A 22255-nucleotide genomic window follows, 5' to 3' on the forward strand; every position below is an offset into this window, starting at 1 on the left:
GGTTTTGAGGGTTTTTCGGCATCACTGGATGCGGTCTGCAACTCCCTATCGCAAGGGGGGGGTATTGACTGCGGAAGACGTTTTGGATAGGTGGAATAGTTGTGAGTGACTCGATTTTTTACACGAGCTATATTTTTTTTAGCATTGCGTTTTACATCCCATCTCTATGGGCCAGCCAGTGTTGGTCAGGGCGCAAGTTTTCAACGAGTAAATTCATAGGTGTTATTGTTTATAATATTTTTTGTGTCTATGTTCACATGCGATTTGTAGATCGTGGGGTTTTGCCTATTGTTGGCGAGAAAAATAATGAAATTTTAGGTTGGGCTTCTTTTGTCGTGATATTTATGTATATGTTTTCAGTTCCTATGCCGTGGGAAGGGAAGAAATTGAAATTCATAAATAAATATTTTAAATCTTGAGTTTTATATTTTTTAAGGTGAACTGATCAGCTTTGGTCGTTATGCATATGGCTAACCTTTATAAGGCTGCGCGTGTTGGAGTAAAAATAGTGGGTTTGAACGGTTCGTCCAGGCATCACCGCACTAAAATAAAAAGGTCGCCCAAAGGCGACCTTGTTTGTACTTTTTTAACGCTTCAATCCCAGCTCAACGCCCCACCCGTCTGATACTCAATCACCCGAGTCTCAAAGAAATTCTTCTCTTTCTTCAAGTCCATGATCTCGCTCATCCACGGGAACGGATTCGTCGTGCCTGGATACTCTTCCTTCAGACCAATCTGCGACAGACGACGGTTGGCGATGAACTTGAGGTAGTCTTCCATCATCGCCGCGTTCATGCCCAGCACGCCGCGTGGCATGGTGTCGCGTGCGTATTCGATCTCCAGTTGCGTGCCCTGCAGAATCATCTGGGTCGCTTCTTCTTTCATCTCGGTGTCCCACAGGTGTGGGTTTTCGATTTTGATCTGGTTGATCACGTCGATACCGAAGTTCAGGTGCATCGACTCGTCGCGCAGGATGTACTGGAACTGTTCGGCCACGCCGGTCATTTTGTTGCGGCGGCCCATGGAGAGGATCTGGGTGAAGCCGCAGTAGAAGAAGATGCCTTCGAGGACGCAGTAGTAGGCGACCAGGTTGCGCAGCAGTTCTTTGTCGGTGTCGACGGTGCCGGTTTCGAACTTCGGATCGGAGATCGAACGGGTGTATTTCAGGCCCCAGGCGGCTTTTTTCGCGACCGATGGGATCTCGTGGTACATGTTGAAAATCTCGCCTTCATCCATGGCCAACGATTCGATGCAGTACTGGTAGGCGTGGGTGTGGATCGCTTCTTCGAAAGCTTGGCGCAGGATGTACTGGCGGCATTCCGGGTTGGTGATCAGGCGGTACACGGCCAGCACCAGGTTGTTGGCGACCAGCGAGTCGGCGGTGGAGAAGAAGCCGAGGTTGCGCATGACGATGCGGCGTTCGTCGTCGGTCAGTCCTTCGGGGTTTTTCCACAGGGCGATGTCGGCGGTCATGTTGACCTCTTGCGGCATCCAGTGGTTGGCGCAGCCGTCGAGGTATTTCTGCCAGGCCCAGTCGTACTTGAAGGGTACGAGCTGGTTGAGGTCGGCGCGGCAGTTGATCATGCGTTTTTCGTCGACGGCGACGCGGGCGGAGGCGCCTTCGAGTTCGGCGAGGCCTTCAGCGATGTCGAGTTTGTCCAGGGCGGCCTTGGCGCGGATGATCGCGGCGGAGTCGTTGGCGGTGACGGCGCGGGCTTCGATGGCAGCGGCGGCGCCGGCACCGTCGAGGCGGTCCATGTTGGCTTCGGTGGCGTGGCCGGCGTTGGCGCCTTTGATGGCTACTTCGCCGTCTTCTTCTTTGTCGAATTCGTCCCAGCTCAGCATGACGTGTCGTCTCCTGCGTGAGGGCTCAAAGGTGCCCGTGTGAAACCGGATGGTTGGGTGTTCACACGGCCCTCGGGCCGCGGTGGATCTTAAGGAATCGTTTGTTGCAACAGCTAGCGCAGGCATTAAACGGAATTGGGTGTACGGGTGCTCTGCGTGAGGCTTGAGGGGCGGAGCGGTCGATGCATGCTCCAGCGGAGGCCTCAGGTCTGGCTCTTCATCCCTGTGTAAAGGGATATTGCAGGCCCGATTTACCCGCGCATTATAGGGAAAAATTCGGCTTTGTGTTGCGGCGGATGGTCACGATCAAGTGCCGCAATGACGTGGTTTTCGGCCAAAGCGCGGGTTTATAAGGCTTTGCTGGTGTTGGAATTTTTTGACGGACGGCGGGATGTTTTTTGCAGGGGGGCTGAAGTGGGCTTGCAGGGCCTGGAAATGCGGGGGGAGGGGGAAGGGGCTTGAGCTGTGGCGGTGGCTGAGATCGCTATCGCGAGCAATCCTTGAGGTGTGTCAGTTGTCGGGCCTTGGCCGCAAGAACGATTTCTTGCGGCGAACAAGATCCGGATTCAGGTCAGACGAGCGACGTTATTATCCGTTAGAGCAACCGTTACCCATTACATGGTAATTAAGAATGTGACGCTGACCTTTGGAGTCTTCATATTCCATCTTGGCCGGTACAACTTCACATACTTCCGGAATCGGGCTCATGGACAGAACTTTGGCGATGTCCAGGTGAGTGCTGTAGGTGTAATCCTCAACAATCGGCGCATTCTTGCCGGCCTGCTCAGTCGGGGCTTCTTCGGCCAGGGCGGCGGTGGCGCACAAGCTGCTGAGGGCCATAACTAATAAAGCTTTCATTACTGTCTTTACCTTCTTCAGGGCGAAAGGGGTCACGGGGCCCTTTTGGGGCCACGTGTGTAACTTAGGTTTGGTACATCCGGATTAACATGCCTTCGTGGGGGCTGTAACTAGGTTAATCACGTTGCCTTGGTTGGCGAAAATGATTTTAGGCCTGCCGGTTATATTCATATAGCCGTGCTTTTGATAAACACTATTGGCGGTTTTTGTAACAATCCCAGGGTATAGGTATTTTTACACCCCCTGAAAAACCTCGCAGCCCTCGGGTCAGAGCGGTAAAGGGGGATAGGAGGGCAATTTGTAGGGGCTTGTTACTACCATCGTCGAATGGTTCTATAGGGCTACCCCGGCTACAACGGGGTCATACAACAACAAATATATCACCGAGGTAAGAAAGATGAGTGCGGCTTCCCTGTACCCCGTCCGCCCCGAAGTAGCAGCCAACACGCTGACCGACGAGGCGACCTACAAGGCCATGTACCAGCAGTCGGTGGTCAACCCCGACGGTTTCTGGCGTGAGCAAGCCAAGCGTCTTGACTGGATCAAGCCTTTCACCACGGTGAAGCAGACCTCTTTCGACGATCACCATGTCGACATCAAGTGGTTTGCCGATGGCACCCTGAACGTTTCCTACAACTGCCTGGACCGCCACCTCGCCGAGCGCGGCGATAAGGCCGCGATCATCTGGGAGGGCGATGACCCTGCCGAGAGCCGCACCATCACCTATCGCGAACTGCATGAAGAAGTCTGCAAGTTCGCCAACGCCCTGCGTGGTCAGGACGTGCACCGCGGCGACGTGGTGACTATCTATATGCCGATGATCCCCGAAGCCGTGGTCGCCATGCTGGCCTGTACCCGTATCGGCGCGATTCACTCGGTGGTGTTTGGCGGTTTCTCGCCGGAAGCCCTGGCTGGTCGCATCATCGACTGTAAATCCAAGGTGGTGATCACTGCCGATGAAGGTGTTCGCGCCGGTAAGAAAATTCCGCTGAAGGCCAACGTCGACGACGCCCTGACCAACCCGGAAACCAGCAGTGTCCAGAAAGTCATCGTGTGCAAGCGCACCAATGGCGACATCAAGTGGAACCAGCATCGCGACATCTGGTACGAAGACCTGATGAAAGTGGCGGGCGTCGTGTGTGCGCCCAAAGAGATGGGCGCTGAAGAAGCACTGTTCATCCTCTACACCTCTGGCTCCACCGGCAAACCCAAGGGTGTGCAGCACACCACCGGCGGTTACCTGTTGTATGCGGCGCTGACCCACGAACGCGTCTTCGACTATCGCCCTGGCGAAATCTACTGGTGCACCGCCGACGTCGGCTGGGTCACTGGCCACACCTATATCGTCTATGGCCCGCTGGCCAATGGCGCGACCACGCTGCTGTTCGAAGGCGTGCCGAACTATCCGGACATCACCCGGGTAGCGAAGATCGTCGACAAGCACAAGGTCAACATCCTCTACACCGCGCCGACCGCGATCCGCGCGATGATGGCCTCCGGCACCGCCGCCTGCGAAGGCGCCGATGGCAGCAGCCTGCGCCTGCTCGGTTCGGTGGGTGAGCCGATCAACCCGGAAGCCTGGGACTGGTATTACAAGAATGTCGGTCAATCCCGTTGCCCGATCGTCGACACCTGGTGGCAGACCGAAACCGGCGCCACCCTGATGAGCCCGCTGCCGGGCGCCCACGCGCTCAAGCCGGGTTCGGCGGCCAAGCCATTCTTTGGTGTGGTGCCGGCACTGGTGGACAACCTGGGTAACATCATCGAAGGCGCTGCCGAAGGTAACCTGGTGATCCTCGATTCGTGGCCAGGCCAGGCCCGTACCCTGTACGGCGACCATGACCGTTTCGTAGACACCTACTTCAAGACCTTCCGTGGCATGTACTTCACCGGTGATGGCGCGCGTCGCGACGAAGATGGCTACTGGTGGATCACCGGCCGTGTGGATGACGTGTTGAACGTGTCCGGTCACCGCATGGGGACCGCTGAAATCGAAAGTGCGATGGTCGCTCACCCGAAAGTCGCCGAGGCTGCCGTGGTCGGTGTGCCGCACGACATCAAGGGCCAGGGCATTTATGTCTACGTCACCCTCAAGAATGGCGAAGAACCGAACGAAGCGCTGCGCCTGGAACTGAAAAACTGGGTGCGCAAAGAGATCGGGCCGATTGCTTCGCCGGACGTGATCCAGTGGGCGCCGGGCTTGCCGAAGACGCGGTCGGGGAAAATCATGCGACGTATCTTGCGCAAGATTGCCACCGGCGAATACGACGGCTTGGGGGATATCTCCACCCTGGCGGATCCAGGCGTCGTGGCGCATCTGATCGAGACGCACAAGACCATGAACGTCGCCTAAGGCGGGTCGGTGGTACAGAGCCCCATTCGGTGTGAGCCGGATGGGGCTTTTTTGTGCGCCACTGTGGGAGGGGGCTTGCTCCCGATAGCGGTGGGTCAGTGCCAAGCGTATCGACTGATACACCGCCATCGGGAGCAAGCCCCCTCCCACAATGGAAAGGCATTTCATGTCATGCGCCAGTACGGTTCTGACGTCCAAATGAATAAATATCGGTTTTTCTCGTAGGAGGTTTCTGAATGTTACCGGGCGGTGCAAATGTGTAACCCATCGCCCAATGATGAGGCAAAGTGCTACGCACGCGCCTGCAAAAGCAGCGTTTTAGACCGCCTCGCGAAGAAGGTTAAACACCAGACTTGCCGTGCCATAAGGGTTTGCGAATAATAGGCCCGCAATTTGCAGCGTCTACAGGTTTAATGTCTTTTGTCTCTGCATAAAATTCAGAGACTGTCAATGTGCTGGAACCGCTTTCTCAGTGCTTCTGTAAATTGTTGTCGCATTGAGGAAATATCGGCTTCCGGCCTGTCGTTAGAATGCCGATCACTCGCTCGTCGTCGCCAGGCTTGAACTGGTGCAGGACGCAGCACCGCTATTCGGTTTCACTCAAGTCGCATCGTGGGCCATGGCTCATACTGCTGTTCTGCCCTATACCGATGGAGTCCCAAGATGAAGAAACTCGTGCTGTTGGGCGCCCTGGCGCTGTCCGTGCTGTCCATGCAGGCTTTCGCCGAAGGCAAGCCTCTGAAAATTGGTATCGAAGCGGCCTACCCTCCGTTTGCCTCGAAAGCGCCGGATGGCAGCATCGTCGGCTTTGACTACGACATCGGCAACGCCCTGTGCGAAGAGATGAAGGTCAAGTGCACCTGGGTCGAGCAGGAATTCGACGGCCTGATCCCGGCGCTGAAAGTGCGCAAGATCGACGCGATCCTGTCGTCCATGTCCATCACCGAAGACCGCAAGAAGTCCGTGGACTTCACCAACCGCTACTACCTCACCCCGGCGCGCCTGGTGTTGAAGGAAGGCACGGCGGTCAGCGACAGCCTGGACGAACTCAAAGGCAAGAAGATCGGCGTGCAGCGCGGTTCGATCCATGACCGTTTCGCCAAGGAAGTCCTGGCCCCTAAAGGCGCCACCGTTGTGCCTTACAGCTCGCAGAACGAAATCTACCTGGACATTGAAGCCGGTCGCCTCGACGGCACCGTGGCCGACGCTACCCTGTTGCAGGAAGGTTTCCTCGACACCCCGGCCGGCAAAGGCTACGCGTTCACCGGCCCGGCCTTCACCGACGTCAAATACTTCGGCGACGGCGTAGGCATCGCGGTACGTAAAGGCGACAAGGAAAACCTGGACCGCATCAACGCTGCCATCGCCGCGATCCGTGCCAACGGCAAGTACAAAGAAATCGAGAAAAAGTACTTCAACTTCGACATTTACGGCCCAGAAGCCCAGTAAATCGTCGTAGCAGTCTGTCCGAAATGGCGCAAGCAACAGAATTCCTGCGGTTTGCGCCATTTTTTCATCCCCCTTTTCGAGGACCTGAATCATGTTGAAAGGCTACGGGGCCGTCATCCTCGATGGCGCATGGTTGACGCTTCAGCTCGCCCTGTCGTCCATGGCCTTGGCCATTGTTCTGGGTCTGATCGGGGTTGCGTTACGCCTGTCGCCGGTGCGCTGGCTGGCCTGGCTGGGTGACTTGTACTCCACGGTGATCCGTGGGATTCCCGACCTGGTGCTGATCCTGCTGATTTTCTACGGCGGTCAGGACCTGCTCAACCGCGTCGCGCCGATGCTCGGCTATGACGACTATATTGACTTGAACCCCTTGGCCGCCGGTATCGGCACCCTGGGTTTCATTTTTGGCGCCTACCTCTCGGAAACCTTCCGTGGCGCCTTCATGGCCATCCCCAAAGGCCAGGCCGAAGCCGGCCTTGCCTATGGCATGAGCCCCTTCCAGGTGTTTTTCCGGGTGATGGTGCCGCAGATGATTCGGCTGGCGATCCCCGGTTTCACCAACAACTGGCTGGTATTGACCAAGGCCACCGCGCTGATTTCGGTGGTGGGCCTGCAAGACATGATGTTCAAGGCCAAGCAGGCGGCGGATGCCACCCGTGAGCCTTTTACCTTCTTCCTCGCGGTGGCGGCGATGTACCTGGTGATCACCAGCGTATCGTTGCTGGCCCTGCGTCATCTTGAGAAGCGCTACTCGGTAGGCGTAAGGGCGGCTGATCTATGATCTTCGACTACAACGTCATCTGGGAGGCCATGCCGCTGTACCTTGGCGGCTTGCTGACCACCCTGAAACTGCTCGCCATCTCGCTGTTCTTCGGCCTGCTCGCCGCGCTGCCCCTGGGCTTGATGCGCGTGTCCAAACAGCCGGTCGTCAACGGCGCGGCCTGGCTGTACACCTACGTGATCCGTGGCACGCCGATGCTGGTGCAGCTGTTTCTGATCTACTACGGCCTGGCCCAGTTCGAGGCAGTGCGCGAGAGCTTCCTGTGGCCATTGCTGTCCAGCGCCACCTTCTGCGCATGCCTGGCGTTTGCGATCAACACCAGCGCCTACACCGCCGAGATCATTGCCGGCAGCCTCAAGTCCACGCCCAATGGCGAGATCGAAGCGGCCAAGGCGATGGGCATGTCGCGCTACAAGCTGTACCGGCGCATCCTGCTGCCGTCGGCCCTGCGCCGCGCACTGCCGCAGTACAGCAACGAAGTGATCATGATGCTGCAGACCACCAGCCTGGCGTCGATCGTGACCCTGATCGACATCACCGGTGCCGCACGCACGGTGAACGCGCAGTTCTACCTGCCGTTCGAGGCCTACATCACCGCCGGCGCCTTTTACCTGTGCCTGACCTTTATCCTGGTGCGCCTGTTCAAAATGGCCGAGCGCCGCTGGCTGAGCTACCTGGCTCCACGGAAGCACTGATATGGAACGTATCGATCACCTGTTGCCCTGGGGCCACCTGGGGTGCGAGCGCCAACTGAGCGTATTTCGTTTCGGCAGTGGCGAGCGCAAGGCCTATATCCAGGCCAGCCTGCACGCCGATGAACTGCCCGGCATGCGCGCCGCCTGGGAGCTGAAAAAACGCCTCACCGAACTGGAACGCCAAGGCGCCCTCAATGGCGTGATCGAGCTGGTGCCGGTGGCCAACCCGATGGGCCTGGGCCAGTTGCTGCAAGGCAGTCACCAGGGGCGTTTCGAGGTGGGCAGCGGCAAGAATTTCAACCGTGATTTCGTCGAGTTGAGCGAGCCGGTAATCGCGCAACTGCAGGGCAAGCTCGGGGACGATCCCCATGCCAACGTGCGCACGATCCGCCAGGCGATGAGCGATGCACTCGACGCCTTGCCCACGCCGAGCAGCCAGTTGCAAGGCATGCAGCGCATCCTGCTCAGCCATGCGTGTACCGCGGACATCGTCCTCGACCTGCACTGCGACGCCGAAGCCGCCCTGCACATGTACGCGCTGCCCCAGCACTGGCCGCAGTGGCGTTCGCTGTCGGCGCATTTGAATGTGAAAGTCGGCCTGCTGGCGGAAGACTCCGGCGGCAGCTCGTTCGATGAAGCCTGTTCGCTGCCGTGGTTGCGAGTGTCGCGGGCGTTCCCCGAGGCGCAGATCCCGCTGGCGTGCCTGGCGACCACCCTGGAACTGGGTGGTCAGGCCGACACCGGCCGCGATGAGGCGATCTTCCACGCCGAAGGTATCCTTGCGTTTCTCGCCGAACAGGGCCTGATCCACGGCGACTGGCCGGCGCCACAACACGATCCGTGCGAAGGCATGCCCTTCGAGGGCACTGAGTTGCTGTTCGCACCCCACGCCGGGGTCATCAGTTACCTGCGTAAAGCCGGTGACTGGGTCGAGACCGGCGAGCCGATTTTTGAAGTGATCGATCCCCTGGAAGACCGCGTGAGCATCATCTGTGCGGGCACCTCGGGGGTGTTGTTTGCCGTTGAACGGCTGCGTTATGCCCAAGCGGGTTTCTGGCTGGCCAAGGTGGCGGGGCGCGAAGCGCTGCGTCACGGGCGCTTGCTCAACGACTGACCACCTGTTTTTGTGAGAACCGACCGCATGTACAAACTTGAAGTCCAAGACCTGCATAAACGCTATGGCAGTCATGAAGTGCTCAAAGGCGTGTCCCTGGCCGCCGCCGCCGGTGATGTGATCAGCATCATCGGCTCCAGCGGTTCGGGTAAAAGTACCTTTTTGCGCTGCATCAACCTGCTGGAGCAGCCTCACGCCGGCAAGATCCTGCTCAACAACGAAGAACTCAAGCTGGTGGCCAGCAAGGACGGCGCCCTCAAGGCCGCCGACCCCAAGCAGTTGCAGCGCATGCGTTCGCGCCTGTCGATGGTGTTCCAGCATTTCAACCTGTGGTCGCACATGACCGCGCTGGAAAACGTGATGGAAGCACCGGTGCATGTGCTGGGCGTGTCGAAGAAAGAAGCGCGTGACAAGGCCGAGCACTACCTGGCCAAAGTCGGCGTGGGCCATCGCAAGGATGCGTTCCCCGGCCATATGTCCGGTGGCGAGCAGCAGCGTGTGGCGATTGCCCGTGCGCTGGCGATGGAGCCGGAAGTGATGCTGTTCGACGAGCCCACTTCGGCGCTGGACCCGGAGCTGGTCGGCGAAGTCCTCAAGGTGATGCAGGACCTGGCCCAGGAAGGCCGCACCATGGTGGTGGTGACCCACGAAATGGGCTTTGCCCGTGAAGTGTCCAACCAGTTGGTGTTCCTGCACAAAGGCATCGTCGAAGAGCGCGGCAACCCGCGTGAAGTGCTGGTCAATCCGCAGTCCGAGCGGTTGCAGCAGTTCCTCTCCGGCAGCTTGAAATAACCATGCCCATCCCTGTAGGCGCGAGCTTGCTCGCGCCTACAGGTGGGCAGGTTTACAGCGGTTTTTGAGATTTGTGTTTATTTACGGGCTAGCATTGGCCCTTGTCTTTATTACTGTTCTTCGCTTCGGATAGCCCTCCATGACTGCCCATCGAATTGGTTTCCTGATTTGGCCCAGCACAAAAGCACTGACGCTTGCGCTGGCTGAGGAGGCCTTGCGCGTTGCTCAGCGGGTGCATCCGGAAGTGGTCTACGAACTGTCGTTCCTGCAGGCCGAGGCGCAAACCTCGGGCGCCTGGCAACTGCCGGGCGAGCCATGGGCCGGCAAGCTGGAAGGCTTTCAGAAGCTGTTCCTGCTGGCGGACGAGCCGCCCACCGTGATCGCTTCGCAGCTAAGCAGCGCGCTCAAGCAACTGGTACGCGCCGGCTGCGTGATCGGCGGCTTGTCGGCCGGTGTGTACCCGCTGGCCCAGCTCGGTCTGCTCGACGGCTACCGCGCCGCCGTGCACTGGCGCTGGCAGGACGATTTCGCCGAGCGCTTCCCCAAGGTCATCGCCACCAGCCATCTGTTCGATTGGGATCGTGATCGCCTCAGCGCCTGCGGCGGCATGTCGGTGCTCGACCTGCTGCTCGCGGTGCTGGCCCGCGATCACGGCGCTGAACTGGCCGGTGCGGTGTCCGAAGAGCTGGTGGTGGAGCGCATCCGCGAAGGCGGCGAGCGCCAGCGCATTCCGCTGCAAAACCGCCTGGGCTCCAGCCATCCGAAGCTGACCCAGGCGGTGTTGTTGATGGAAGCCAACATCGAAGAGCCGCTGACCACCGACGAAATCGCCCAGCATGTGTGCGTCTCACGACGACAACTGGAACGGATTTTCAAGCAGTACCTCAATCGCGTCCCCAGCCAGTACTACCTGGAGCTGCGTCTGAACAAGGCCCGCCAGATGCTCATGCAAACCAGCAAGTCGATCATCCAGATCGGCTTGTCCTGCGGCTTCTCCTCGGGGCCGCACTTCTCCAGCGCCTACCGCAACTTCTTTGGCGCCACCCCCCGTGAAGATCGTAACCAACGGCGCAGCAGCAGCCCGTTCGAGTTGTCATCGGTGCCGTCCGAGCGCGGCTGAGCGGCGTCCTACTCCTCCATGGGCTCCGGCGTGCTGGGCGGCGTCAGCTCGACCCGGTTTTCGTCAAGCGTCGCTTCTTCCACCCCCAACTCATAACCCGTCTGCCGGTAGTAGGCGCGCAAGATCGCCATGCTCGCCGCAGACAACGGGTTGCCGCTCAGGTCCGATTCGTCGTTGAGTGGCAGCGGCATTTCCAGCAGGTCCGTCGACAAGTGCTGGATCAGGTTGTCACTCAGATCCAGGGCCCGCAGGCGTGGCAGGCTGAAGGCCCCCTGTGGCACTTCGTGCAGCTCACAGTTGTGCAGGTACACCATGGCCAGGCGCGAGAGGTTGCGCAGGTCCGGGCTCTGGGTCAGCGGGTTGTCGCTCAAATCCAGGTAGTTGAGTTCGCTCAGGCGCGACAGTTGCTCGATGCTGTCCGGCGTCATGCGGAGCCGGTTGTAGCTGAGCTTGAGGTGCCGCAATTGATTGAGGTCGAAGACGCTATCGGGAATGTGCTGGAGGGCATGGCGTTCCACGGTCAGGCTGGTCAGGTTGGGGAACGCGCGCAGGAATTCGCCGATGTTTCTGCGGCTGCCGTTGCCCGTCAGTTCCAGCAGCGTGACATGTTCCAGGCGCGCATTCAGTGGCGGCAGATCGCCGAGCAGTTCGCCGTTGAACACCAGTTTGTAGGTGCGTCGCGCCGGCCATTCGTTCTCGTCGTGCTCCGTCTCCCGACGCCAGCAGCGCAGCAGCAATTCCTTGAAGGCCAGACGGCGAACCTGCTCCCCGGCGCGGGCGTTTTCGTTGAGCACGGGGTCACGCACTTGATCCATCAGGGGTGCGTCCAGGGCCCAGTCCTGCAGATCGCTGTCGAGCCGCGCGTATTCGGTGCTCAGGCGGTTGATGTGTGCGTCGGCGGCCTCCAGTTCGCCGGGCAGCTCGAAGAAGATGCGCTTGCTGTCGCGTTCCGCGAGCCTGGGGTAAAGGGCTTTGAGGCGCTGCAGTTGGCTGGCGGGGATGTCGGCGTTCCAGTGCTGTCCCTTGGCTTGGCAATAGCTTTTGAGGCGCTGCAAGGTCACGGGTGACAAGGGGTTGGCCGACAGGTCGAACGCGGCGCTGATAGCTGGTGGCACCTGGAAGGCTGCATCGGGAAGGTCGCGCAGGCTGTTCTGGCTCAAATCCACCCGTGCACGCATCGTGGGTGGGGAAATCAGCCCGATGGGCAGTTCGTTCAGGCCGGTGTTGCGCAGTGACAGGCTGACCAGATGGGGCATTTGGCTGAAGTCCGGCAGCAAGCCCAGGGGGTTGTTATCGAGGTTCAGGTGCTTGAGTTCTGCCATGTTCTGCAACACATGCACGGTCTCGGGCGACAAGCCGATGGCGCAGTGGTCCAGCACCAGGTAGGACAGTTGAGACAGGGCGCTGATCTGCGGCAGTTCACCCAGTGCATAGTTTTCGATATGCAGCGCGGTGAGTGCCGGGAAACTCTGCAGGAACCTATCTATACGCAACGGCGCTCCCGCACCTTTGAGCACTAGCACGGACACGTGATTGAACGCGGTACGCAGCGCAGGCAGTTCGCCGCTCACGGGAATGAACAGGCTGAATTCGTAACTGGGTGTGGGCAGTCCGTCGTGGGTGTCGCCCGAGGTGATGTCGCGTCGCCAGCCGGCTTCCAGGGCGTTGATGAAACGCTGGCGCAGGGCGTGTTCGTCGGTGCTGATACGGTTGTCGTTGGCCCAGGCCTGGGTGTCCAGGCGGATGCTGGGAAACTCGTTCTCCAGGCGAGTCATCTCGCTTCGACCGGCGACCAGATCGCCGGGCAGACCAAAAATGAAGCGGTTGATCTGGTCGCCATTGAAGGTGGGGAACAGCCTTCTGGCCTGCTCCGTGTCGGACTGGGCCGGGGTCGCTTCCAGATAGTGGTGGGTGCGTTGGAAGTAGGTTTTGACGCGCTCCAGCGCTTCGTTCGACAGCGGGTTGTCGGAGAGGTCGAAATGCCGTGTGATCTCGCTGGGCAAGTCGAACAGCGCCGTGGGCAGTTCGCTGATCCGGTTATTGGACAGCATCACGTACGTCAGGTGGGCGCGGCTCAACAGCCCGGGCGGCAGTTGGCTGATGCCGGTGCTGGCCAGGTCCACGTATTGCAATTGCGGCATCTGCTCCAGGTTGGGAGTCAGGCTTAGGGGGTTGTTGTAGAGGTCAAGGGTCAGTAGGCGCGTCATGCCGTTGAGAGTGGCCTGGCTTTGCGCGGTCAGGCGGATGTTGCAACTGCTCAGGATCAGTTCGTTGAGGCTGTTCATCGAGGTCAGGCTCGGCGGTAGTTCGCCGAGGGCGACATTGCGGATGCTCAAGTGCCGCAGGCGTGGGAATAGCTGCAAGAAACCATCGACGTCAATGGCTTGATGTGCGCCTTGCAGTTCCAGGTGGGCGATATGTTCGAAGCGTGCGGTCAGTGTGGGCAGCTCGCCGAGCATTGGGCCGGAGAGGCGCAGCATGTGGCCGTTTGTGGCCGGTGGTTCGTAGAAGTTATCGATCGCGGTTTCCTGGCGCCAGGCCCTGCGTAACTGGTGGGCGAACAGGCTGCGATCACGGCGCAGGTATTCATGGTCGGTCGCGTTCAACGGGGCGCCGGTGAGCGGGTGCGTACGGGGCGTTTGCGATTCCCAGACCACCAGGGCGAGGTCCAGTTGAATGTACTCGTTCCTCAGGCGCGTGAGTGCCAGCTGGGCGCCGCCAGGTGTGTTGTGCAGGTCGGCGACCATGTCGCGGATGTTCGCCGGCGGCAGTTGCGGGCGCAGGGCCTGTAGTTGTTGTTCCAGCGATGGACCCCGGCTTGGCCCCGGCTGTTCGGGAACGGCCGGCGGGTAGCCGTCCATGCCACCGCGCAAGCGCATGACGTTGGGGTCGTAGGTGGGCTTGAGCTGCGGGTCGGTATCGAGCAGTGCGCGCAGGGTTGGGCGGTCCACGGGGTATGCGCCGATAGCCTGTCTGAGACGCGGGCCCTGGCCGATATGGATCTTCAGTGCATCCCGTGCGCTGTCGGGCAGGGCTTGCAGCACGGCGGTGTAAAAGTCGGTGCTGCCGAACAGCGCACCCTGGCCGTTTTCCGGGATGTACTGGCCATCTGGCGTGGCCACCAGGGTGCGTTTGGTCAGTGCGTAGGTGGGCCCGATGGCGTCCAGCAATTCACCGTCGGCGCGGTACTGCCTGACCTCCAGGCGCACCCAGGTCGGCCAGCCGCTGAGGTTTTCCAGCGAATGCAGGGCGAGCCGCCCAGTGTCCGGGTTTTCCACCGTGTCCAGGTACAGCCCCTCATAGGCACGGGTGGTGCGCACCTCATGCAGCGACCACTCGGCGAGTTCGACCAGGCGCGTTGGCACCTGGCCGGCATCGATGGCCTTGAGCTCCTCGCCACTGGCACTGGACAGCAGTTCTGCAGCCAGCGTTGAGGGCAGGCCGGGGCGTGAGGTGCTGTCGATGAGTTTCTGTACCCGGGGATCGGTGGTGCGGTCCAGGCCACGGTAGCGCGAGTCGAACAGCGAGAAGCGTTTGTCATGGGCAATACGCGCCAGTTTCTTGCGCAAGGCCGTGGCGCGGGTGCGGCTGGAGGCGGGGGGCAGGCCGAATTCCTCTTCGAGCAGGGCCTTGCGCTCTGGCTCGCTCAGGCCTTCGATGAGGGTGGGCAGCAGATCGCCGTTGTGCAATTGCGCCTCCAGCACTTGCATGGTGCTGGCGCCGGCCTCACCGGGGAATTCCCACAGGGTTTTGCCGCTGGCATCCAGCACGCGCAAGGTTTTGCTCGAGGGCCACAAGCCATAGCTGATGAGCAATTGCAGTTGGGTTTGCGGATCGGCCTGGGTGTAGATCGCCGGATCGTCGCTGTTCATCTGCACCAGGAAGTCCTGCAACTGCTGGTCGATCTTGAAGCGCTTGAGGGTGTCGGCCAGCAACGGCGGTGGCGTCTGCTGGGTGCTGTGCATTTTGCGCAGGGTGTTGTCGTGGGTGGCGCTGCTGTCGCGGATCTGCGCCAGTTGGGTGTCGCTGAGTGTGTCGGTCTGGTAGCCGAGGCGGCGCATCAGGGTGGTGCTGTCCCAGCGCAAGGGGTTTTCCAGCTCGGTGACCCAGGCGCCCTGGCCGTTGGTCATGACGGCGGGTCGGTAGGCCGAAGCACGCGTGGGGTGCCGGATGACATAGCTACCGGCGTCCTGTTGCACATGGTAGTACGCGCCATTGAGGGCGAGGATGGCCTTGTCCTGGTGCTGGTGCAGGCCTTGTGCGTCAGGGCGGGCGTCGGCCGGCAAGCTGACGTCCTGGCGATAGGGCTTGAGGTCGGGTTGCCATAGGCGGCGCTCGCCGTTGGGCAGCTTGACGGGCTTGAAGCGGTCGATGAAGGCCAGCATCTCCTTGGGCAAGGCCTGGCGCAGCACCTCCTCGGCGATGGGCACGCCCGTGGCGAACAGGCCCAGTTGCACCAGTTGTTCCATCAGGCCCAAGGCGTGCCCGAGGGCTTCGCGTTGCAGGCCTTGCGCCCAGTCGATGACCCCTTCGAAGGCTTCGTCGAGCACTTGGTAGGCGGTGTACGCCAACATCAACGCACCTAAAGGCGGGATGAACGGCAGGGCCACGAAGGCGACGATCTGCAACAGGGTCTCGCCGATTTTCTGCAGGAACGCCCAGCGCTCCCAGCGTGCCTTCTGATCGACCTGGGCGGTGGAGACGGCGCGACTCTGGGTGTCTGCCTGCAGCTTGCTCAGTTTCATCTGGAACAGATGGGTGAATAGGTCGCCGTTGATCTTGATGCCGCGAAATTGCAGGTTGGGGCGTTGGCTCGGCGTGTCGCGCCAATTGGGCAGCGGATCGCCAGCCTTATGCGGATGCCAGGTGACCTGGCCGAGCTGCTGATTGAGGTTGGCAAAAAATACCCCGGCGTCTGCGTGGCGGACAAATCGGCTGAAAAAACCTTGATAGTCCGTCGCGCGTAACCGTGCCACCAGGCTCTGCATGAACGCCGCGCTGCTGGGGTAGTGTTTGATCGGGTGTTGCGGGTCGTCGGGAATGTAGGCGATCAGCGGCACGACTTCACGACTGTTCTCCAGGTCCGGCGCGAACAGCACGATACCGGTCAGGCGACAGTCCATGATCGCCAGGTCATGAGCCAGCAGCGGCGGGCAGCCATTGTGGGCCGCGTGGCCGTTGTCGATCAGGTTGAGCAACGCATCGTGGCTGGCGGCCGGCAGGTCGTCCTTCAGCACAGCCATATACAGCGCAAGTTTCAGCGCCGCCAGGTGGCTTTGTTTGAGCCAGTGCTCCAGGCCGGCGCGGGCCACGGGGTTGCCCAGGTCCAGGTGCTCGTCCAGATAGCGTTGATACTGCCCGCCGATGTCCAGGCGGCGGCACAGCTGGGTGAACTGCGCGATGCTGATCGTCGCGTCAAGGGCGGGCAGCGGGCTGAACTGGCCCGTGGGCGTGGGCCGGGTGGTGAAGCCGGAGTGTTGCTCGTAGGTTTCGTCGGCCTCGAAGTTGTGCAGCGCCGCCTCCAGCAACGAGACCGACCACGTCCGTGCCGCCCCCGGCTTGACGGTAAAACCGGCGAGGGTCAGCGGCACATACAGTTGCAGGTAGGTGGTGCGCACATCGGTGTCGATGCCGAACTCATCCTTGAGCGCCGCCTGCAGGCGGTCGGTGCCGAAGTCTTCGGGGCTCTGGAGCGCCGCCAGGGCCTGGTCCACGCGGTTTTGCGCGGCCCAGGCGGCGCCATTGAGCTGCTTGAGTTGCGCTTGTTGTTGCTCGCTCGTGTGGGGGTACACATCGGCCATGGCCACTGTGCCGGCGGCCAGCACGGCGCGCTTGGCGGCGCTGGCATTGCCCAGCCAGGGCGGAATCGCGTGGGTGAGGATGTCGAGGTGCGGGGTTTGGGTTGCAGGGTGCTGCGCCATGGGCCTGTCCTTGATGGCTCTTGAATCGGCTCAGCAAACCAGTGCGCAGGGGCGAGCAGGCGGTAAACAGTTAGTGCGGCCCGCGTGCTCGGATTTGCGAAGATCCCTTCATGACCTGCCCACGACGCCCTTGCACGGTTTAAACTGCGCCATTGCGACGCTATTTGTCGCATTGGCGTAAACCCGCTGAAAACGCGGGTTGGCGCTATAAGAAGTTGTCGCTTGGCGACAAGGCCGCGCTGAAAACTGTCCTTACAATCCCTGCATCGCCCGCCAGTTTCAGGTAGGCGTTCCTCTTCAGGAGACTCCGATGTCCGTTGAGCAAGCCCCGGTGCAACGTGCCGATTTCGACCAGGTCATGGTGCCCAACTACGCACCGGCCGCATTCATTCCCGTACGTGGCGCCGGTTCGCGCGTCTGGGACCAGGCGGGCCGCGAGCTGATCGACTTTGCCGGCGGCATCGCGGTCAACGTATTGGGCCACGCCCACCCGGCGCTGGTCGGTGCACTGACCGAACAGGCCCACAAGCTGTGGCACGTCTCCAACGTCTTCACCAATGAGCCGGCCTTGCGCCTGGCCCACAAGCTGATCGACGCCACTTTTGCCGAGCGCGTGTTCTTCTGCAACTCCGGTGCCGAAGCCAACGAGGCCGCGTTCAAGCTGGCCCGTCGCGTCGCGTTCGACCGTTTCGGCAGCGAGAAGTACGAGATCATCGCCGCACTCAACAGCTTCCACGGCCGCACCCTGTTCACTGTCAACGTCGGTGGCCAGTCGAAGTATTCCGACGGTTTCGGGCCGAAAATCACCGGCATCACCCACGTGCCGTTCAACGACCTAGCCGCGCTGAAAGCTGCCGTGTCGGACAAGACCTGCGCGGTGGTGCTGGAGCCGGTCCAGGGCGAGGGCGGCGTGCTGCCGGCCGAACTGGCCTACCTGCAAGGCGCCCGCGAACTGTGCGACGCCCATGACGCGCTGCTGGTGTTCGACGAAGTGCAAACCGGCATGGGCCGCAGCGGCCACCTGTTCGCCTACCAGCATTACGGTGTGGTGCCGGACATCCTCACCAGCGCCAAGAGCCTCGGCGGCGGTTTCCCGATTGCCGCGATGCTCACCACCGAAGCCCTGGCCAAGCACCTGGTGGTCGGCACCCACGGCACCACCTACGGCGGCAACCCGCTGGCGTGCGCGGTGGCCGGAGCGGTGATCGACGTGATCAACACCCCGGAAGTGCTGGCCGGCGTCAACGCCAAGCACGACCTGTTCAAGACCCGATTGGAACAGATCGGCAAGCAATACGGGATCTTCAGCGAAGTGCGCGGCCTCGGCCTGCTGCTCGGTTGCGTCTTGAGCGATGCCTGGAAAGGCAAGGCCAAGGACGTGTTCAACGCCGCCGAGAAAGAAAACCTGATGATCCTGCAAGCCGGCCCCGACGTGGTGCGTTTCGCCCCGAGCCTGGTGGTGGACGAGGCGGACATCAACGAAGGCCTGGATCGCTTCGAACGTGCGGTAAAAACGCTGACGCAAGCCTGATACACATCTATCTGTCGGACCGGATCAAATGTGGGAGGGGGCTTGCTCCCGATAGCAGCCTGTCAGTCGATGAATCAGGTGACTGATCCACCGCTATCGGGAGCAAGCCCCCTCCCACATTGGATATGAGTTGTTCCTGACCTGTCCGGTAATTTTTTCCTATGAGTTTTTCGAGTTAAGGAGTGACACCATGCTGGTGATGCGCCCCGCGCAAATGGCTGATCTGGGCGAGGTACAGCGTCTGGCTGCGGACAGCCCGATTGGTGTCACTTCCTTGCCGGATGATGTGGAACGCCTGAGCGACAAGATCGCCGCCAGCGAAGCGTCCTTCGCTGCTGAGGTCAGTTTCAACGGTGAAGAAAGCTATTTCTTCGTGCTCGAAGACACCCAGACCGGCAAGCTCGTCGGCTGCTCGGCCATCGTCGCCTCGGCCGGCTACTCGGAGCCGTTCTACAGTTTCCGTAACGAGACCTTCGTGCACGCCTCCCGCGAGCTGAAGATCCACAACAAGATTCACGTGCTTTCCCAGTGCCACGACCTGACCGGCAACAGCCTGCTCACCAGTTTCTATGTGGTGCCGGAGCTGGTCGGGTCGCCGTGGTCTGAACTCAATTCCCGCGGCCGCTTGTTGTTCGTCGCCAGCCACCCCGAGCGCTTTGCCGATTCGGTGGTGACCGAGATTGTCGGCTACAGCGACGAGAACGGTGATTCGCCGTTCTGGGACGCCATCGGCCGCAACTTCTTCGACCTCAACTACGCCGCCGCCGAGCGCCTGTGCGGGCTGAAAAGCCGCACCTTCCTCGCCGAGCTGATGCCGCACTACCCGATCTACGTCCCGCTGTTGCCGGACGAAGCCCAGGAAGCCATGGGCCAGGTGCACCCGCGTGCGCAGATCACCTTCGACATCCTCATGCGCGAAGGCTTCGAGACCGACCATTACATCGACATCTTCGACGGCGGCCCGACGCTGCATGCACGGGTTTCGGGCATCCGCTCGATCGCCCAGAGCCGCGTGGTGCCGGTGAAGATCGGCGAGCGGGTCAAGGGTGTCGGTCGCCAGTACCTGGTGAGCAACGGGCAGTTGCAGGATTACCGCGCGGTGATGCTGGAGCTGGACTACGCGCCCGGCAAACCGGTGACCCTGGACCTGGAAGCGGCCGAAGCCCTGGGTGTCGGCGAAGGCGCCAGCGTGCGTTTGGTTGCGGTTTAAAGCAGAGTTTTGCGGGTGGCCTGAACGGGCGGCCCGCCTGAGGAGATAGCATGATCGTTCGTCCCGTACGCAGCAGCGACTTACCGGCCCTGATTGATCTGGCGCGCAGCACCGGCACCGGCCTGACCACCTTGCCGGCCAACGAAGAGCGCCTGACCCACCGGGTTGGCTGGGCGGAAAAGACCTTTCGCGGCGAAGCCGGGCGCGGGGATGCCGACTACCTGTTCGTGCTGGAAGACGACGATGGCCGCGTCGTGGGCATTTCCGCCATCGCTGGCGCCGTCGGCCTGCGTGAGCCCTGGTACAACTTCCGGGTGGGCCTGACCGTCAGCGCCTCCCAGGAACTGAACATCTACCGTGAAATTCCGACACTGTTCCTGGCCAACGACCTCACCGGCAACTCCGAGTTGTGCTCGTTGTTCCTGCACGCCGATTACCGCAATGGCCTCAACGGCCGCATGTTGGCCAAGGCGCGCCTGCTGTTTATCGCTGAATTCCCGCAACTGTTCGGCAACAAGATCATCGCGGAGATGCGCGGCGTGTCCAACGACGCCGGGCGCTCGCCGTTCTGGGAAAGCCTGGGCCGTCACTTCTTCAAGATGGAGTTCAGCCAGGCCGACTACCTCACCGGCGTGGGCAACAAGGCCTTCATCGCCGAGCTGATGCCCAAGTTTCCGCTGTACAGCTGCTTCCTGTCCGAAGATGCGCGCAATGTGATCGGCAAGGTGCATCCAGACACCGAACCGGCGCTGAGCATGCTCAAGAGCGAAGGCTTCAGCTACCAGGGTTACGTCGACATTTTCGACGCCGGCCCGGCGGTGGAATGTGAGACCAGCAAGATCCGTGCGGTGCGCGACAGCCAGTCGCTGGTTCTGGCCATCGGCACGCCAGGGGATGACGCCACGCCGTTCCTGATCCATAACCGCAAGCGCGAAGAGTGCCGCATCACCGCCGCACCGGCCCGCCTGGCGGCCGGCACGCTGGTGGTCGATCCACTGACCGCCAAACGCCTGCAGTTAGTGGTGGGCGATCAAGTGCGTGCCGTACCGTTGTCCGCTGCTCGGGAGTCGAAATAATGAATTCGCTGTATATCGCAGGCACCTGGCTGGCCGGCCAGGGGGAGTGGGTCGAATCGCGCAACCCGGTGACCCAGCACGTGCTGTGGGCCGGCAATGGCGCCAGCGCCGAACAGGTCGAGTCCGCCGTGCAGGCCGCGCGCCAGGCATTCCCGGCCTGGGCCCGGCGCCCGCTGGAAGAGCGCATCGGCGTACTCGAAGCTTTCGCCAACACCTTGAAACGCCGCGCCGATGAAATCGCCCGCTGCATCGGTGAGGAAACCGGCAAGCCTTTGTGGGAGTCGGCCACCGAAGTCACCAGCATGGCCAACAAGATCGCGATCTCGGTACAAAGCTACCGCGAGCGCACCGGCGAGAAGAGCGGCCCCCTGGGCGACGCCACCGCCGTCTTGCGCCACAAGCCCCACGGCGTGGTGGCGGTGTTCGGTCCCTATAACTTCCCCGGCCACTTGCCGAACGGGCATATCGTCCCGGCGTTGCTGGCGGGTAATACCGTGCTGTTCAAACCCAGCGAACTGACCCCGAAAGTCGCCGAGTTGACCGTGCAATGCTGGATCGAAGCCGGCCTGCCGGCGGGCGTGCTGAACCTGCTGCAAGGCGCACGGGAAACCGGGATCGCCCTGGCGGCCAACCCCGGTATCGACGGCTTGTTCTTCACCGGCTCCAGCCGCACGGGCAATCATCTGCACCAACAGTTTTCCGGGCGCCCGGACAAAATCCTCGCCCTGGAGATGGGCGGCAACAACCCGCTGGTCGTAGACGAAGTGGCCGATGTGGATGCGGCGGTCTACACCATCATCCAGTCGGCATTCATCTCCGCCGGCCAGCGCTGCACTTGTGCCCGTCGCCTGCTGGTGCCGCAAGGCGCGTGGGGCGATGTGCTGCTGGCGCGGCTGGTGGCGGTCAGTGCGACGATCGAAGTCGGCGCGTTCGACCAGCAACCGGCGCCGTTCATGGGCTCGGTGATTTCCCTGGCGGCGGCGAAAGCCTTGATGGACGCCCAGGAACTGCTATTGGCCAACGGCGCCGTGGCGCTGCTGGAAATGACCCAGCCCCAGGATCAGGCCGCGTTGCTGACCCCGGGCATCATTGACGTGACCGAAGTGAGCGAGCGCGCCGACGAAGAGCTGTTCGGCCCGCTGTTGCAGGTGATCCGCTACGTGGGGTTCGAGGCTGCGATTGCCGAGGCTAACAACACCCGGTACGGCCTGGCCGCTGGCTTGCTGTCGGACTCCGAAGCGCGTTACCAACAGTTCTGGCTGGAGAGCCGTGCCGGGATCGTCAACTGGAACAAACAATTGACCGGCGCCGCCAGTACCGCGCCGTTTGGTGGGGTCGGCGCCTCGGGTAATCATCGCGCCAGTGCCTATTACGCGGCAGATTATTGCGCGTACCCGGTGGCGTCGCTGGAGACCCCGAGCCTGGTACTGCCCGCCACATTGACCCCAGGCGTTACGCTGGCCTGAATGGGGCGTGCTGAAGATTGCCTATAAAAACAGATGTTCGTGGA

14 protein-coding genes are annotated in these 22255 nt (G+C 61.2%); 11 read left to right on the plus strand and 3 right to left on the minus strand.

Going from position 1 to position 22255, the window contains the following annotated elements:
- Positions 1–594: 594 nt before the first annotated feature.
- Positions 595–1845: a ribonucleotide-diphosphate reductase subunit beta gene (locus ACLH0J_RS11055; RefSeq protein ID WP_411392008.1), complete on the minus strand. Its 1251-nt coding sequence runs from the start codon at positions 1843–1845 to the stop codon at positions 595–597.
- Positions 1846–2433: 588 nt separating this feature from the next.
- Positions 2434–2703: a DUF2790 domain-containing protein gene (locus ACLH0J_RS11060; protein WP_411392009.1), complete on the minus strand. Its 270-nt coding sequence runs from the start codon at positions 2701–2703 to the stop codon at positions 2434–2436.
- A 397-nt stretch (positions 2704–3100) separates the two neighbouring features.
- On the opposite strand from ACLH0J_RS11060, the gene acs reads away from it, so the two are divergent.
- The 7 genes from acs (at position 3101) to ACLH0J_RS11095 (ending at position 11007) form a co-directional block, all read left to right on the plus strand.
- A complete protein-coding gene (acs, locus tag ACLH0J_RS11065) occupies positions 3101–5056 on the plus strand; it encodes an acetate--CoA ligase (RefSeq protein ID WP_411392010.1) in 1956 nt (651 codons plus the stop codon).
- Positions 5057–5719: 663 nt separating this feature from the next.
- The gene (locus ACLH0J_RS11070; RefSeq protein WP_411392011.1) at positions 5720–6505 is read left to right on the plus strand and encodes an ABC transporter substrate-binding protein; all 786 of its coding nucleotides are present in this window, start codon (positions 5720–5722) and stop codon (positions 6503–6505) included.
- A 91-nt stretch (positions 6506–6596) separates the two neighbouring features.
- A complete protein-coding gene (locus ACLH0J_RS11075) occupies positions 6597–7286 on the plus strand; it encodes an ABC transporter permease (protein WP_010566615.1) in 690 nt (229 codons plus the stop codon).
- Entirely contained in the window at positions 7283–7981 is a 699-nt protein-coding gene (locus tag ACLH0J_RS11080; RefSeq protein WP_411392012.1) for an ABC transporter permease, read from the plus strand. The genes ACLH0J_RS11075 and ACLH0J_RS11080 overlap by 4 nt, the downstream gene beginning before the upstream one ends.
- 1 nt (position 7982) lies before the next feature.
- On the plus strand, positions 7983–9095 hold the full coding sequence (locus ACLH0J_RS11085; protein ID WP_411392013.1) for a succinylglutamate desuccinylase/aspartoacylase family protein: 1113 nt from the start codon (positions 7983–7985) through the stop codon (positions 9093–9095).
- A 27-nt stretch (positions 9096–9122) separates the two neighbouring features.
- Positions 9123–9887: an ABC transporter ATP-binding protein gene (locus ACLH0J_RS11090; protein ID WP_411392014.1), complete on the plus strand. Its 765-nt coding sequence runs from the start codon at positions 9123–9125 to the stop codon at positions 9885–9887.
- Between the two features lie 139 nt (positions 9888–10026).
- A complete protein-coding gene (locus tag ACLH0J_RS11095; protein WP_411392015.1) occupies positions 10027–11007 on the plus strand; it encodes a GlxA family transcriptional regulator in 981 nt (326 codons plus the stop codon).
- An 8-nt stretch (positions 11008–11015) separates the two neighbouring features.
- Here the strand turns inward: ACLH0J_RS11095 and ACLH0J_RS11100 are convergent, their stop codons facing one another.
- On the minus strand, positions 11016–16928 hold the full coding sequence (locus ACLH0J_RS11100) for a dermonecrotic toxin domain-containing protein (RefSeq protein WP_411392016.1): 5913 nt from the start codon (positions 16926–16928) through the stop codon (positions 11016–11018).
- Positions 16929–17238: 310 nt separating this feature from the next.
- Between ACLH0J_RS11100 and ACLH0J_RS11105 the strand changes: the two genes are divergently transcribed.
- From ACLH0J_RS11105 to astD, 4 genes are all read left to right on the plus strand, one after another.
- Positions 17239–18459 carry an aspartate aminotransferase family protein gene (locus tag ACLH0J_RS11105; protein ID WP_411392017.1) on the plus strand — a complete coding sequence of 407 codons (1221 nt, stop codon included), beginning with the start codon at positions 17239–17241 and terminating at the stop codon, positions 18457–18459.
- 190 nt (positions 18460–18649) lie between these two features.
- Positions 18650–19669, plus strand: a complete 1020-nt coding sequence (gene aruF, locus ACLH0J_RS11110) for an arginine/ornithine succinyltransferase subunit alpha (protein WP_411392018.1) — start codon at positions 18650–18652, stop codon at positions 19667–19669.
- A 50-nt stretch (positions 19670–19719) separates the two neighbouring features.
- Positions 19720–20745, plus strand: coding sequence for an arginine N-succinyltransferase (gene astA, locus ACLH0J_RS11115; RefSeq protein ID WP_411392019.1), 1026 nt, complete (start codon positions 19720–19722; stop codon positions 20743–20745).
- Positions 20742–22211, plus strand: coding sequence for a succinylglutamate-semialdehyde dehydrogenase (gene astD, locus ACLH0J_RS11120; protein ID WP_411392807.1), 1470 nt, complete (start codon positions 20742–20744; stop codon positions 22209–22211). The genes astA and astD overlap by 4 nt, the downstream gene beginning before the upstream one ends.
- The last annotated feature ends 44 nt before the right edge of the window (positions 22212–22255 follow it).

It is taken from the genome of Pseudomonas sp. MPB23 (assembly GCF_046605395.1).
Lineage (GTDB): Bacteria > Pseudomonadota > Gammaproteobacteria > Pseudomonadales > Pseudomonadaceae > Aquipseudomonas.